The sequence below is a fragment of the Gordonia zhaorongruii genome, assembly GCF_007559005.1.
Classification (GTDB): Bacteria; Actinomycetota; Actinomycetes; order Mycobacteriales; family Mycobacteriaceae; genus Gordonia; species Gordonia zhaorongruii.
This window is the reverse complement of the sequence record NZ_CP041763.1, coordinates 945,320-960,023: the sequence shown is the minus strand read 5'-3', so window position 1 is coordinate 960,023 and position 14,704 is coordinate 945,320. Positions and strand designations below refer to the sequence as shown.

Genomic DNA, 14,704 nt, shown 5'->3' with positions numbered 1-14,704 from the left:
TACTGACGACGACTTTGGAGGCGTAGTTTTCGCGATGAGCACCCCCACCGAGGTTGCACCAGCACCGGTGCGCAAAAGATCCCTCTATCGAGGTGACCCAGGAATGTGGTCGTGGGTGTTGCATCGCATCACCGGCGTCTCCATCTTCTTCTTCCTCTTCGTTCACGTGCTCGACACCGCGGTCATCCGCGTTGACCCGAACATGTACACCGAGGTCATCAACACCTACAAGACGCCGATCATCGGTCTCATGGAGATCGGGCTCGTCTTCTGTGTGCTGTACCACGCCCTGAACGGCCTCCGCCTCATCCTGGTGGACTTCTGGTCGAAGGGCGCCAAGTACCAGCGCCAGATGCTGTGGGTCATCCTCAGCGTCGTCGCCGTCGTGTTCATCGCTGCCGCGGTTCGTCTGCTGCAGCTCCTGATCACCCACGCGTTCTAGGACCGGGAGAATCTCAATGACCATCGAAGCCAAGACTCTCGGCACCGACTACGACCGCCCGGCGAGTCTCGACAACCCCCGCAGCCCGCGTCCCCGCAAGGGCGGCAACTTCGAGAAGTACGCGTGGATGTTCATGCGCTTCTCGGGCCTCGCCCTGATCGTGCTGACCTTCGGTCACATGTTCATCATGCTGATGTGGGACAGCGGCGTGCACCGAATCGACGCCAGCTTCGTCGCCGACCGCTGGAAGGAGCCCTTCTGGCAGATCTGGGACCTGTCCATGCTGTGGCTCGCCCAGCTGCACGGTGCCAATGGTGTGCGCACCGTCATCGGCGATTACTCACGCAAGGACAGCACGCGCTTCTGGCTGAACGCGCTGCTCATCCTCTCCGTGCTCCTGGTCCTGGTACTGGGCACGTACGCAATCCTCACCTTCGGCAGTGCCGGCTAAGGAGATCTGACTACACATGCAGGAACATCGCTATGACGTCGTCATCGTGGGCGCCGGCGGCGCCGGGATGCGTGCAGCCATCGAAGCCGCTCCCCGTGCCCGCACCGCGGTACTGACGAAGCTCTACCCCACGCGCAGCCACACCGGCGCAGCTCAGGGTGGCATGTGCGCCGCGCTGGCCAACGTCGAAGAAGACAACTGGGAATGGCACACCTTCGACACCGTCAAGGGCGGCGACTACCTCGTCGACCAGGACGCCGCGGAGGTCATGGCCAAGGAGGCCATCGACGCCGTCCTCGATCTGGAGAAGATGGGCCTGCCGTTCAACCGCACGCCCGAAGGCCGCATCGATCAGCGCCGTTTCGGCGGTCACACCCGCGACCACGGCAAGGCGCCCGTCCGCCGTGCCTGCTACGCCGCGGACCGCACCGGCCACATGATCCTGCAGACGCTCTACCAGAACTGCGTCAAGCACGACGTCGAGTTCTACAACGAGTTCTACGCTCTCGACGTCAACATGACGACGGACGAGAACGGCGAGCCCGTCGCCAACGGCGTCGTGGCCTACGAGCTGGCGACCGGTGAGATCCACGTCTTCCACGCCAAGTCGATCGTGTTCGCGACCGGCGGCAGCGGCCGTATGTACAAGACCACGTCCAATGCGCACACCCTCACCGGAGACGGCATGGGCATCATCTTCCGCAAGGGCCTGCCCCTCGAGGACATGGAGTTCCACCAGTTCCACCCGACCGGCCTGGCCGGCCTGGGCATTCTGATCTCCGAAGCGGTCCGCGGTGAGGGCGGCATCCTCCGCAACGTGGACGGTGAGCGCTTCATGGAGCGGTACGCCCCCACCATCAAGGACCTCGCCCCACGCGACATCGTCGCCCGTTCCATGGTTCTCGAGGTTCTCGAGGGTCGCGGGGCAGGGCCGAACAAGGATTACGTCTACATCGACGTGCGGCACCTCGGCGAGGACGTGCTCAACGAGAAGCTGCCGGACATCACCGAGTTCGCCCGTACCTACCTGGGCGTCGACCCGGTCACCGAGCTCGTTCCGGTGTACCCGACCTGCCACTACGTGATGGGCGGCATCCCCACCAACATCCAGGGCCAGGTGCTCTCGAACAACGATCAGGTGGTCCACGGACTGTTCGCCGCAGGCGAGTGCGCCTGCGTGTCGGTCCACGGCGCCAACCGTCTCGGCACCAACTCGCTGCTCGACATCAACGTGTTCGGTCGCCGGGCGGGCACCGCTGCCGCCGAGTACGCCTCCACCGCGTCGTTCGCCGAGTTGGAGGAGACCCCGACCGCGATGGTCGACGAATGGCTCGAAGGCCTGCTCTCCGAGCACGGCAACGAGCGAGTCGCCGACATCCGCTTCGAACTTCAGCAGACCATGGACAACAACGCATCGGTGTTCCGCACCGACGACACGCTGACCCAGGCGCTGAACGACGTGCGTGCCCTCAAGGAGCGGTACAACCACATCCGCGTCCACGACAAGGGCGTCCGCTTCAACACCGACCTTCTCGAGGCCGTGGAACTCGGATTCCTCCTCGAGATGGCAGAGGTGACCGTGGCCGGCGCGATCAACCGCAAGGAGACGCGCGGCGGGCACGCCCGAGAGGACTACCCGAAGCGCGACGACGAGAACTTCATGGTGCACACCATGGCGTACAAGAAGGGCAAGGGTCTGCTCACCGACATCGAGCTCGACTACAAGCCCGTCGTACAGACCCGCTACGAGCCGATGGAGCGTAAGTACTGATGACTGCCACTATGGAGAATCCAGCGACGAGCGAACCCGCACTGCCGGCCGTTCCGGACGAGGCGACGATGGTCACGCTGAAGATCTACCGGTTCAACCCGGAGGATCCGGATGCGCAGGGCTTCGAGAGCTTCCGCGTCCCCGCGCTGCCGACCGACCGTCTGCTCAACCTGCTCCTCTACGTGAAGGGCTACCTCGACGGCTCGCTGACCTTCCGCCGCAGCTGCGCCCACGGCGTGTGCGGCAGTGACGCGATGCGCGTCAACGGCGTCAACCGCCTTGCGTGCAAGCTCCTGATGAAGGACTTCCTTCCGAAGGACTCGTCCAAGGAGATCACCATCTCGGTCGAGCCCATCAAGGGCCTCCCGGTCGAGAAGGACCTCGTGGTCGACATGGAGCCGTTCTTCGACGCGTACCGCGCGATCAAGCCGTTCCTCGTCACCAGCGGCAACGAGCCGACCGCCGAGCGTCTGCAGAGCCAGCACGATCGGGCCCGCTTCGACGACACCACCAAGTGCATCCTGTGTGCGTGCTGCACCACGAGCTGCCCGGTGTTCTGGAACGAGGGCTCGTACTTCGGTCCGGCCGCGATCGTCAACGCGCACCGGTTCATCTTCGACAGCCGTGACGAGGCGGCCGCAGAACGCCTCGACATCCTGAACGACGTCGACGGTGTGTGGCGCTGCCGCACCACCTTCAACTGCACCGACGCATGCCCGCGCGGCATTCAGGTGACGCAGGCGATTCAGGAAGTCAAGCGCGCACTTATGTTCTCGCGCTAGAAACCACTCTGCAGCCCCGATTGGAGCCCCGGCCGGAAACGGTCGGGGCTCCACTCGTTGCCACCGTGCGCAGCGCACTCGGTATCCTGACACCCGTTATGCGCATTTCTCCTCTGCATCGGTCGTCGGGCCGACCTCGGCCGCCGACTGCAGTGTTCGCAGCGATCGCGATCGTCGCGTCCATGCTCCTCCCGGGATCCGCGGCTGCGGTTCCGCCGCCTCCGGCACCGCCTGCTCCCGCACCGACACCGGTCACCGATCACTGCCCCAACCGGGTGAACACGCCGCCCGCGGTGGATACCTCAGAGGTCGTCGCACCGGGCGAGACGACGCCCGCTCCCCTGCCCGTCCCGACTCCCGCCGTGGGCGGCGAGGAGCTGAGCGGCTGCGGTGTGGTCGCCGATCCGGCGGCGGGCCCGGTGCCGGCGAACCTCACGAGCGCGGGCTGGCTCATCGCCGACCTCGACAGCGGCGAGATCATCGCGGCGAAGGACCCGCACGGCCGGTACCGGCCCGCATCGACGATCAAGATCCTCCTCGCTCTCACCGTCCTCGACGAACTCGACCTGACCACCCCGGTCACCGGGACCCTCGCCGATTACACGATGGAGGGTGATTCGTGCGGCATGGGCCCGGACGGCACGTACACCACCGGGGACCTGCTGACCGGTCTGCTCATGGTGTCGGGCAACGACTGCGCCAATGCCCTGGCACGCGAACTCGGCGGATACGACGAAGCTCTCGTCAAGATGAACGCCGAGGCCGCGGCACTCGGCGCCCGGGACACACGCGCGGCCACCCCGTCCGGCCTCGACGCGGCGGGCATGTCGACGTCGCCGTACGACCTCGGACTCCTGTTCCGGGAAGCGATGCAGCACCCGGATTTCCGGCACATCGTCTCGCTGAAGACCTACCCGTTCCCCGGCTTCCCGAAGCTCAAGGACGTACCGGGCGACAAGGACCACCCCGGCTACACGATGGGCACCAGCAACACGCTCCTGCGCGACGGGTACCCCGGCGTGCTCGGCGGGAAGACCGGCTACACCGACGACGCGCTGAAGACGTTCGTGGGCGCCGTCCAGCGCGATGATCGACGGCTCCTGATCGTGCAGATGGCGGGGCTCACCGTGCCGGGTGATTCGTACGACGACCAGGCCGTTCGCATGATCGACTACGGGTTCGCCGCCCCGCCCGGCACCACGATCGGATCACTCGCATCGGCGGGGACGCAGCCGGGCTCACCGCACGCGGCGGGTGCAGCGGAGGGTTCGACGGGCAGCGACGAAGCCTCGGGATGGGGGCTGCTGTCGCTGGCCGGACTCGCGGCGGTGGTTGCGATAGTCGGCATCGCCGCGTGGATCGCCACCCGATTCGGTCGTCGCCGATCCTCGGACGACTGAGTCTCAGGCGACTGAATCTCGGACGAGAAGAGTACAGCTCTCAGCGCGCTACTTACGGCCGCGCTTCTTGCTCGACCCAGTCTTGTTCGACCCAGTCTTGTTCGACCCGGTCTTGCTCGTGACCGCAGAGGCGACGGTCGCCACAGCCGCACCGACGCCGGCCGCCGTCACGATCTCACGTGCCTTGGGTCCGTTCGACACCTTCTGGATGGGCGCCAGGTAGACCGGTTCCTTCGTGTCGTCGTCGCCGTTCTCGACCTCGTCTACGGTCAGGTACTTCTCGTTGGCCGGGTTCGTGGCGTTCCAGGCCGACGCGTACAGCACGATGCGCGACGCCAGGTATGCGAACACCATCACACCGATGATCGGACCGAATGCCGCACCGGCGGGACTGCTCATCACCGACTGCAGGTACACCGACCCCAGCGACTTCAAGATCTCGAACACGATCGCCGTCACGAGGGCGCCGGGCATCACCACGCGAATGGGCAGTTGCTGCAACGGCAGCTTGGAGAGCACGACGCTGAACAGCAACCAGGTCGCGACGACCGAGATGATGATGGCCGCGATGCGCAGAATCCACTTGCCCCACCACGTGTCCTCGACCCCGACCAGTCCGAGGACCCACTTCCCGACCGGACCGGACGCGAACACGGTGATCGCGATCGTGCCCACGAACAGGGCGCCGAGAAGAACGAAGTTGACGAGGTCGTAGACCTTGCCCATGACCGCGCTGCGCTTCTTGCGGCCTCCCCACATCTCACTGAGTCCCATACGGACCAGGGCCATCCAGCCGAGGCCGGTGACCGCGGCGCTCACCAGACCGATGACACCGACGGCGCGACGGGACTCGATCGCCGAGTTGATGATGTCGTTGAGCTGCGTGCCCAGTTCACCGGGGACGTTCTCCACCACCGCGTCGGTGATGTCCTGGATCAACTCCGGCCGGCTGGCCAGAACGAACGCCGTGGCCGCGAACGCGACCATCAGAATCGGCACCAGCGACAGGATCCCGATGAAGCTGATCGCGGCAGCGTACGTGTTACCGCGTCGCTGGTTGTAGTGCTCCTGCATCGCCATCAGGCGGGCGACCGGCGGCCAGTTCATCACTGTCGCAAGGAATGCCTTCAGGCGGGCGATTAGGGCTTTGATGCGGTCCACGCGTTCCTCTGGTCGTCGGGTTGTCACATCTCGGGTCGAGACTGTCACATCTCGGGGTTCTCACATGGTCACACGCGCCGGTCCTCGTCGATCGGACCTTCGGCCGATCAGCCCTTCGGCAGCACGAAGCCGACCTTGTCGTACACGTCGGCGAGCGTGACCGACGCGACCTCGCGCGCGCGGGCCGCACCGTCGGCCAGCACCGAGTCGATGTACGTCGGGTCGGCCAGGATCTCGTCGACCTTCCCGCGCAGCGGCGAGACGAAGTCGGTGAGGATCTGCGCGGTGTCCACTTTCAGGTCGCCGTAGCCCTTGCCCTCGTACGAGGCGACGATCTCGTCGACCGCGCGCCCGGTGAGAGCGGAGGCGATGGTGAGCAGGTTCGAGACTCCGGGCTTCGCCTCGCGATCGAAGGCGATGATCCGGTCGTTGTCGGTGACCGCGGAGCGGATCTTCTTCGCCGACCGCTTCGGGTCGTCCAGCAGGTTGACCAGTCCGGCGTCGGTTGCGGCCGACTTGCTCATCTTGGCGGTCGGGTTCTGGAGGTCGTAGATCTTGGCGAACTCCTGCACGATGTGCGGCTTCGGGACCGTGAGCGCCTTGCCGAACCGGGTGTTGAAGCGCTGCGCGAGATCGCGGGTCAGTTCCAGGTGCTGACGCTGGTCCTCGCCGACCGGGACCGCGTCCACCTGGAATGCGAGGATGTCGGCGGCCATCAGGATCGGGTAGGTGAACAGACCCACACCCGCCGCGTCCTGCCCGGATTTGGCCGACTTGTCCTTGAACTGGGTCATCCGTCCGGCTTCACCGAATCCGGTGAGGCAGCTCAGGATCCAGGTGAGTTGCGCGATCTCCGGGACGTGCGACTGCACGTAGACGGCCGACCGCTGCGGATCGACGCCGACTGCGAGAAGCTGGGCGACGCTGCGGCGCGTGCGCTCGCGCAGTTCCTTCGGATCGAACTGCACGGTGAGCGCGTGCATGTCCGGAATGAAGTAGAACGTCTCGTCGTATTCGTCCTGCAGCTCCACCCACTGCTTCACCGCACCCAGATAGTTACCGAGATGGAACGAGTCACTCGTCGGCTGGATTCCGGACAGGACGCGGCGCGGGGCGGATGAGGTCATGGCCCCGATTATCTCAAACGGCGACTCACCCGAAGACGGCGGTCACCGGGGCATGGTCGGACCATCGGCGGTCGTACGCCTGCGCGCGGCCGACATGGGTGCGCGTCGCACGTCCGGCCAGCGCCGGGCTCACCAGGTGGTAGTCGATCCGCCATCCCGCGTCGTTGTCGAACGCCTTGCCGCGCCACGACCACCACGCGTAGGGCCCGTCCACGTCGCCGTGGTGCTCCCGTGCGACGTCGACCCAGCCGGAATCCAGCCGCGCCGACACCCAATCCCGTTCGTGCGGAAGGAAACCCGAATTCTTCCGGTTTCCCTTCCAGTTCTTGATGTCGCGCTCGTCATGGGCGATGTTCCAGTCACCGGCGATCACGATCTGTCGGCCACTCGCCAGGAGCCGGTCGAGGTACGGCCCGAACTCATCGAGGAAGCGCACCTTCTCCTCGTACTTCTCGACGTCCTTCGGGTTCTCGGTTCTGGCGGCACCGGACGGCAGGTACAGACTCGCCGCGGTGACCGTCTCGCCACCGAGTTCGAAGTCGGCCTCGAGATAGCGGCCCGCGGTGTCGAACTCGTCGCTCCCGAAGCCGATGCGCACTGCGGTCGGCGCCGTGCGCGAGAGGATTCCGACCCCGGAACGTCCCTTGACGTCCGATTCGGCCATCGACAGGTGCCACCCCGCGTCCAAGGCCGATGCCAGTGCTTTACGTGCGGTCGCCTCGTCTGCGCGGACTTCCTGCATGAGCAGCACATCGGGCAGTTCGGACGACAACCACGGGATCATCCCGTGGTTGTTCTCGTTGCGCTGCTTGACGGCGGCGCGGATGCCGTTGACGTTGACGGTGGTGATCGCGAAGCTCGAGGGGGTCACGATGAGCCAGCCTATCCAGCCCTCAGCCGACCGGAGCGCCGGGGCGCGACGCGGCGATGCGCTTGCGGGTCACCACGGCGACGACGAGAACGAGCAGGCCACCGGTGGCCAGTGCCGCACCCACGATCGAGGGTGCCCGATAGCTGTAACCTGCGGCGATCACGACACCTCCCAGCCACGCACCCAGTGCGTTCGCCACGTTGAGCGCCGAGTGGTTGAGAGCCGCAGCCATCGTCTGAGCGTCCTGCGCGACATCCATGAGTCGTGTCTGCAGACCCGGGATCGCGGCCGACCCCGTCGAGCCGACGAGGAACGCGATGACGATGGCGGGCCAGCCCGTGGTGACCAGAGTCGCGAACAGGATCAGGGTGATCGCGGCGCCCGCCATCCCGAATGCGATGGCCCGATCCCCGTAGCGGTCGGCGAGCCGACCGCCGACGATGTTGCCGACCACCATGCCGCCGCCGAACATCATGAGTGCGATCGGCACCACCGATTCGGAGAGGCCGCCCAGGGATGTGAGGGCCGTGTTCAGATACGTGTAGAAGGCGAAGAAGCCGCCGAACCCGATCATGCCGACGAACAGGGTGAGCCAGATCTGGCCGCTTTTCAGGCCGCGCAGCTCGGTCCGTGGGTCCGACGTCGTCATACCGGTGAGACCCGGGATCACGCGCCACAGGGCGAGCACGGTCACCGCCCCGATGGCGACGACGAGACCCAATGCCGACCGCCAGCCGAGCGACTGGCCCAACCAGGTCGCGACCGGCACGCCGACGACGTTGGCGACGGAGAGTCCGAGCATCACCTGGCCCACCGCCTGCGCCCGCTTCCCCGGACCCGCCAGGTGCGCGGCGACCAGAGCTGCGACCCCGAAGTACGCGCCGTGCGGGAGGCCGGCGACGAAGCGCGCGACCATCAGCGTGCCGTACGACGGCGCGATCAGACTCAGCGCGTTACCTACGGTGAACGCGATCATGAGGCCGATCAGCAGTGTGCGGCGGGAGACCCTGGCCGCCAGTACGGCGATCACCGGGGCGCCGACCACCACGCCCATCGCGTACGCCGAGATGATGTGGCTCGCCGTCGGTTCGGCGACGCCGATGTCGCCCGCGATGTTCGGCAGCAGTCCCATCGCCACGAATTCGGTGGTTCCGATCCCGAAGCCGCCGAGCGCCAGCGCGAGCACGATCCACGTCAGGTTCCGCGGCCTCGCAGCTGGAGACCCCTCGGAGCCCGCGGGCCGGGCTCGGACATCGGTGTTCACAGTCGATTCGCGCACAGCAGGTCAACGTCGAAGACGGAGTGCGGGATTCCGCACTTCTCCGTGAGTTCCATCACGTGCGACCGATGCCGCCATTACCGCTCACTACCTGCCAATACAACGGGATATCCGAATCCTGAGTGGCACATGTGAATTGGCTTATCGATCCCAGCTTGGGTACAAGTCACAGGTCTGAGTTCACCGAGGAGAAAGGGTCGACGTGCAAGGCGCCCGGGACATCGATGCGCAGGATCAATCCGCGAGTCCACGCCACGGCACCCCTGTCGATCCCGACGAGTTCGGCGAGCTGGAGCCCCCGGACAACTGACGGGATCCCGCCTGCCCTCACTCGCCGCGCCGCTCCCCGGCGCCAGATCTGAAAGAGTCTCGCTGTGCCCGAAATAAGTGGGTTGTCCGGACCTGTCGTTCTAATTCTGTTCTTCGCGTTCTTCGGTACCAGCCTCTGGATCGCCTTGCGCATCGGCCGTAAGCAGGAGAACGCCGACGGCTACATGACCGGTGGCGGACAGATCGGCTTCGGCATCTCGGCCGCCTCCATGACCGCGACCTGGATCTGGGCGTCGTCGATGTACGCCTCGGCGACGTCGGGGTTCCAGTACGGGCTCTCCGGCCCCATCCACTACGGGTTGTGGGGCGCCCTGATGATCCTGCTGATCTACCCGTTCGGCAGGCGGATCCGCAAGGTCGCCCCGAACGCGCACACGATCGCCGAGGTCATGTTCGCCCGCCACGGCCGCTCCAGCCAGCTGCTGCTCGCCGGTTCCAACGTGCTCGGCAGCCTGATCAGTCTGACGTCGAACCTGATCGCGGGCGGCGCGCTCGTCGACATGCTGTCGCCCTACTCGTTCACCCAGGGCATCGTCGCCATCGGCGGCGGTGTGCTCCTGTACACGCTGTGGTCGGGCTTCCGGGCTTCGGTGCTCACCGACTTCGTGCAGGTCGTCTTCATGCTCGGCGCCGTCGTCATCATCATTCCGGTGGTCTTCTTCGCGGCCGGCGGTCCGGACATGTTCACCTCGGGTGCGATCAACCTGACTCCGTCCCAGGGGAACTTCTTCTCCTCGGATGCCTTCTACAACCAGGGCGCGCCCTACATCGCAGCGGTCCTCGCCTACGCCATCGGCAATCAGACGATCGCTCAGCGCCTGTTCGCCGTCCGTGAGGATCTGATCAAGAAGACCTTCGTCACCGCGACCGTCGGTTACGGCTCGGCGATCATCGGTATCGGCATGCTGGGCGTCATCGCGCTGTACGCAGGCATCGAGCCGATGGGCGGCGAGGTCAACAACCTGATCCCGCAGATGGCCGCGACCTACCTCACGCCTGCGTTGCTCTGCCTGTTCTTCGTGATGATCATCGGCTCGCTGTCGTCCACCGCGGACGCCGACATGACCGCCCTCGCCTCCATCGTGATGACCGACATGTACGGGCAGAACGTCGCAGGCAAGGCCAAGGCCAATCCGGCGAAGATGGTGCTCATCGGACGCATCACGATGGTGGTCGCAACGGTGGCGGCGATGTTCTTCGCCGGTTCCAACCTGAACATCCTCGATCTGCTCGTGTTCGTCGGCGCGATCTGGGGCGCACTGGTGTTCCCGGTGATCGCGAGCTTCTACTGGGACCGCGTCACCAATGCCGCTTTCACCGCGGGCGTGCTCGCCGGCCTCGCCTTCTTCCTGCCGGTCCGCTTCGAGTGGCTCAGCATGAACGGCGCCACGGGCATCTTCTTCGATGTGCTGTCGACGATCGGCATCGGCGTGGTCCTCGGTCTGATGGCCTTCGGCTTCTTCGGCAAGAAGCCGGCCCTGACGATCGCGATCGTCGCGATCGTCGCGGCAGCGCCGTTCTCGATCGGGTTCCTGCATCAGCACGCGGTGCTGTCCGCATCACTCGTCGCCTACGCCGTCAGCACCATGGTCTGCATCGCAGTCAGCATGATGAACACCGACAAGCACTTCGACTTCGCGCTCATCGCCCAGCGCACCGGCACCTTCGACGACCGGGCCGAGCCCGATGAACGACTCGACGCCGAAGTCGATGAGCTCACCGAGAACGATCGGGACGGGACCGCCACGGCCACCGTTTCCGGAGAGGAAGACAAATGAGCGGATTTTGGCTCACCCTGTACGTGCTCGTCTGGCCCGTGATGACCTTCGGGACCCTCGTTCTGATCGTCAGCGCCTTCGTCAAGGAGTGGCGCACTGCCCGCAAGGAGGGGCGCAGCATCATCTGACGTTCCCGGTGCTGTTAGCACAGCCGGTGTCGTCTCCGGAAGGGTTTCACTCCGACGTACCGTCACTCCGACACCGCCGATGGTGGTGATATATCCTCTGGAACAGGTCATGAGCGTCAGCGAAGAGCCCCGGCTTGCTGACCGGCAACCCTCCAACCGCGGTGGGGTGCTCCGGGTGATGACCTGGCTGCGACGGGATCCGCCGTCACAGCAAGCGCGGGTCCGAAGGTCGGACCCTGATGAGTGGGGGCGCACCGCGTCCCACCGACCAGAGAAAGAGATTGACGTCCATGTCTGACGCCGCAAATTGGAGTTTCGAGACCACCCAGGTTCACGCAGGCCAGGTGGTCGACGAGACGACCAAGGCACGTGCTCTGCCGATTTACCAGACCACGTCGTTCGTGTTCGACGACACCGACCATGCTGCGAACCTCTTCGCGCTGGCCGAGCCCGGCAACATCTACACGCGCATCATGAACCCGACCGAGGATGCCGTCGAGCAGCGTCTCGCCGCTCTCGGCGGCGGCGTGGCTTCGCTCCTCGTCGCGTCGGGTATGGCCGCCACGACCTATTCGATCCTGAACATCGTCGAAACGGGCGGCCACGTGGTGTCCAGCCCGCGCGTCTACGGCGGTACGTTCAACCTCTTCCACTACACGCTGCCGAAGATGGGCATCGAGGTCTCGTTCGTCGAGGACCCCGACGACCTCGACTCGTGGCGTGCGGCCGTCAAGCCGAACACCCGCGCCGTGTTCGCCGAGACCATCGCGAACCCGCATAACCAGATCCTCGACATCGAAGGCGTGGCAGGCGTCGCCCACGAGAACAGCCTCCCGCTGATCGTCGACAACACCGTCGCCACGCCGTACCTGCTGAACCCGATCGAGTACGGCGCCAACATCGTCGTGCACTCCGCCACCAAGTACATCGGCGGACACGGCACCGCCATCGGCGGCGTCATCATCGATGCGGGCAACTTCGACTGGCGCGTCCAGCGTGACGGCCAGGATCTGTTCCCCGGTTTCACCACGGCGGATCCCAGCTACAACGGCGTCGTCTACGCCGATCTGGGCGCACCGGCGTACGCGCTCAAGGCCCGCGTCCAGTTGCTGCGCGACACCGGTGCAGCCATCTCGCCGTTCAACGCCTTCCTCCTCGCACAGGGCATCGAGACCCTGAGCCTGCGTGTGAGCCGGCACGTCGAGAACGCGCAGAAGGTCGCCGAGTTCGTCGAGTCGCAGGAGCAGGTCACGTCCGTCTCCTACGCGGGCCTCAAGTCGTCGCCGTACTACGAGCGCGCCCAGAAGCTGCTGCCGAAGGGTGCAGGCGCGATCGTCAGCTTCGAGATCGAAGGCGGCGTCGAGGCAGGCAAGAAGTTCGTCAACGCACTCAGCCTGCACAGCCACGTCGCCAACATCGGTGACGTCCGCTCGCTCGTCATCCACCCGGCGTCGACCACCCACAGCCAGCTCTCGGCCGACGAGCAGCTCGCCGCGGGTGTCACCCCGGGACTCGTGCGTCTGGCCGTCGGCATCGAGGGCATCGACGACATCCTCGATGATCTGACCGAAGGCTTCGCAGCGGCGAAGTGATTCGACTAGACAACTAGGTGGTGCAGGAAGTGATGGGAGGCGAGGGGTGTCGGTGAACATCTACCCCGCCGCCACGGCGTTCGACCCGGACTGGGCTACTCGCCCGGACGGGTCGGACACCGCTGTGCGCATCGGCGATCTGACCCTCGAATCCGGGGCGCAGATCGCCGATGTCACGGTCACCTTCCAGAAGTGGGGCACACCGAATCAGGCGCGGGACAACGTCATCCTGGCTTTGCACGCCCTGACCGGTAACTCCCATGTGGCAGGTCCCGCCGACGAGCGGTTCGCGATGACCGGTTGGTGGGACAGCCTGGTCGGTCCGGGCGCGGCGATCGACACCGACGAATGGTGCGTCGTGGCCCCCAACGCGATCGGCGGCTGTTACGGGTCCACCGGTCCCGGCACCATCGCCCCCGACGGCCGGGCGTGGGGCTCCCGCTTCCCGCTGCTGACCGTGCGCGACCTCGTCGACGCCGAAATGCGGGCGTTCGAGAAGGCCGGCATCGACCGCTTCGCGATCGTCACCGGTGGATCCATGGGCGGTGCCCGCGCCCTCGAATGGGCCGCGATGTACCCCGACCGGGTCGACACCGCACTGCTGTTCGCTGTCGGCGCCCGGGCGTCAGCCGATCAGATCGGCACGCAGACCACCCAGGTCGCTGCGATCAAGGCCGATCCGGATTGGCAGAACGGTGACTATTACGGGTCCGATCGGGCGCCGATGACCGGCATGGGCATCGCGCGTCGCATCGCCCACCTGTCGTACCGGAGCGATCGCGAACTCGACGGCCGCTTCGAGAACTTCCCGCAGGCCGACGAGAATCCGCTCGTCGGCGGCCGGTACGCGATCGCCAGCTACCTCGAGTACCAGGCCGACAAGCTGAAAGAGCGGTTCGATCCGGGCAGCTACGTCGCACTGTCGGAGGTTCTCAGCAATCACGACGTAGGACGTGGACGCGGCGGTGTGAAGGCCGCCCTCAACGCCTGCACGGTGCCGACGATCGTGGTCGGCGTCGATTCGGACCGTCTCTACCCGCTCTATCAGCAGGAAGAACTGGCGGACGAACTCGGAAACTGCGTCGGCGACCTGCACATCCTGCGATCGGACGCGGGACACGACGGCTTCCTCACCGAACCCGAAGCGGTCGGCGAACTGCTGCGCACCACGGTGAATCTGGTCCACCGGATCCGTCGCGACTGAGCCTCAGCCGCCGGCCGACGCCACCCAGTACTCGGTGAACTTTCCGTCGTGCACGCTGAGGATGTCGTTGCCGGCGAACTGGCTGGACTCCCCTGCCACACCGGTCCCGGTGCCGATCCAGCGTCCGGCGACGAAGCCGCCGTCCGCGAACGGCGGGACCACGATCTCGAATTCGATGTCCTTGAACGTCGCCTTAGTGGCGGCGATGAGAGCGGCGAGTTTGCCGGGTCCGACCACCTCGACGTTCGGCCAGTGACCGACGAACTCCTCGGACACGAGTTCCTCGGCCACCTCCAGGAGCTTCTCGCGGTCGCTGGGACCGTTCCACAGCTCATCGATCCAGCGGCGGTACAGGTCCCGTTCGTCAGCAGTCGATTCGGCCATACTC

General features: G+C 65.7%; 14 protein-coding genes and 1 riboswitch. Of the genes, 9 read left to right on the top strand and 5 right to left on the bottom strand.

Annotated features, from left to right (window positions below; genetic code table 11):
• Positions 1 to 34: 34 nt before the first annotated feature.
• The 5 genes from sdhC to FO044_RS04330 all read left to right on the top strand — a co-directional run bounded on the left by sdhC (position 35) and on the right by FO044_RS04330 (position 4,846).
• Positions 35 to 442: a succinate dehydrogenase, cytochrome b556 subunit gene (gene sdhC, locus FO044_RS04350; protein WP_132993940.1), complete on the top strand. Its 408-nt coding sequence runs from the start codon at positions 35 to 37 to the stop codon at positions 440 to 442.
• Positions 443 to 458: 16 nt separating this feature from the next.
• Positions 459 to 893, top strand: coding sequence for a succinate dehydrogenase hydrophobic membrane anchor subunit (locus FO044_RS04345; protein ID WP_132993941.1), 435 nt, complete (start codon positions 459 to 461; stop codon positions 891 to 893).
• A gap of 16 nt (positions 894 to 909) precedes the next feature.
• Positions 910 to 2,664 carry a succinate dehydrogenase flavoprotein subunit gene (gene sdhA, locus FO044_RS04340; RefSeq protein WP_143965356.1) on the top strand — a complete coding sequence of 585 codons (1,755 nt, stop codon included), beginning with the start codon at positions 910 to 912 and terminating at the stop codon, positions 2,662 to 2,664.
• Positions 2,664 to 3,446, top strand: a complete 783-nt coding sequence (locus tag FO044_RS04335; protein WP_132993943.1) for a succinate dehydrogenase iron-sulfur subunit — start codon at positions 2,664 to 2,666, stop codon at positions 3,444 to 3,446. The genes sdhA and FO044_RS04335 overlap by 1 nt, the downstream gene beginning before the upstream one ends.
• 98 nt (positions 3,447 to 3,544) lie before the next feature.
• Positions 3,545 to 4,846, top strand: coding sequence for a D-alanyl-D-alanine carboxypeptidase family protein (locus FO044_RS04330; protein WP_132993944.1), 1,302 nt, complete (start codon positions 3,545 to 3,547; stop codon positions 4,844 to 4,846).
• Positions 4,847 to 4,894: 48 nt separating this feature from the next.
• Here FO044_RS04330 and FO044_RS04325 read toward each other — a convergent pair whose 3' ends face one another.
• The 4 genes from FO044_RS04325 to FO044_RS04310 all read right to left on the bottom strand — a co-directional run bounded on the left by FO044_RS04325 (position 4,895) and on the right by FO044_RS04310 (position 9,284).
• Complete coding sequence (locus FO044_RS04325; protein ID WP_132993945.1) at positions 4,895 to 6,007, bottom strand: YhjD/YihY/BrkB family envelope integrity protein; 1,113 nt, start codon at positions 6,005 to 6,007, stop codon at positions 4,895 to 4,897.
• Between the two features lie 107 nt (positions 6,008 to 6,114).
• A complete protein-coding gene (gene trpS / locus FO044_RS04320; RefSeq protein ID WP_132993946.1) occupies positions 6,115 to 7,134 on the bottom strand; it encodes a tryptophan--tRNA ligase in 1,020 nt (339 codons plus the stop codon).
• 25 nt (positions 7,135 to 7,159) lie between these two features.
• Positions 7,160 to 8,008, bottom strand: coding sequence for an exodeoxyribonuclease III (locus FO044_RS04315; protein ID WP_132993947.1), 849 nt, complete (start codon positions 8,006 to 8,008; stop codon positions 7,160 to 7,162).
• 19 nt (positions 8,009 to 8,027) lie between these two features.
• The gene (locus FO044_RS04310; RefSeq protein ID WP_132993948.1) at positions 8,028 to 9,284 is read right to left on the bottom strand and encodes an MFS transporter; all 1,257 of its coding nucleotides are present in this window, start codon (positions 9,282 to 9,284) and stop codon (positions 8,028 to 8,030) included.
• 392 nt (positions 9,285 to 9,676) lie between these two features.
• Here FO044_RS04310 and FO044_RS04305 point away from each other — a divergent pair, with 392 nt between their 5' ends.
• The 4 genes from FO044_RS04305 (at position 9,677) to metX (ending at position 14,316) form a co-directional block, all read left to right on the top strand.
• Positions 9,677 to 11,392: a sodium:solute symporter family protein gene (locus FO044_RS04305; protein ID WP_132994120.1), complete on the top strand. Its 1,716-nt coding sequence runs from the start codon at positions 9,677 to 9,679 to the stop codon at positions 11,390 to 11,392.
• Positions 11,389 to 11,520 (top strand): putative transporter small subunit, encoded by a 132-nt coding sequence (locus tag FO044_RS15075; protein ID WP_222103206.1) that lies wholly within the window; start codon positions 11,389 to 11,391, stop codon positions 11,518 to 11,520. The genes FO044_RS04305 and FO044_RS15075 overlap by 4 nt, the downstream gene beginning before the upstream one ends.
• A gap of 105 nt (positions 11,521 to 11,625) precedes the next feature.
• Positions 11,626 to 11,743, top strand: a riboswitch (SAM riboswitch).
• 67 nt (positions 11,744 to 11,810) lie between these two features.
• Entirely contained in the window at positions 11,811 to 13,112 is a 1,302-nt protein-coding gene (locus FO044_RS04300; RefSeq protein WP_132993949.1) for a bifunctional o-acetylhomoserine/o-acetylserine sulfhydrylase, read from the top strand.
• Positions 13,113 to 13,158: 46 nt separating this feature from the next.
• On the top strand, positions 13,159 to 14,316 hold the full coding sequence (metX, locus tag FO044_RS04295; RefSeq protein WP_132993950.1) for a homoserine O-acetyltransferase MetX: 1,158 nt from the start codon (positions 13,159 to 13,161) through the stop codon (positions 14,314 to 14,316).
• Between the two features lie 3 nt (positions 14,317 to 14,319).
• Here the strand turns inward: metX and FO044_RS04290 are convergent, their stop codons facing one another.
• Positions 14,320 to 14,700, bottom strand: coding sequence for an ester cyclase (locus FO044_RS04290; RefSeq protein ID WP_132993951.1), 381 nt, complete (start codon positions 14,698 to 14,700; stop codon positions 14,320 to 14,322).
• Between the last annotated feature and the right edge of the window lie 4 nt (positions 14,701 to 14,704).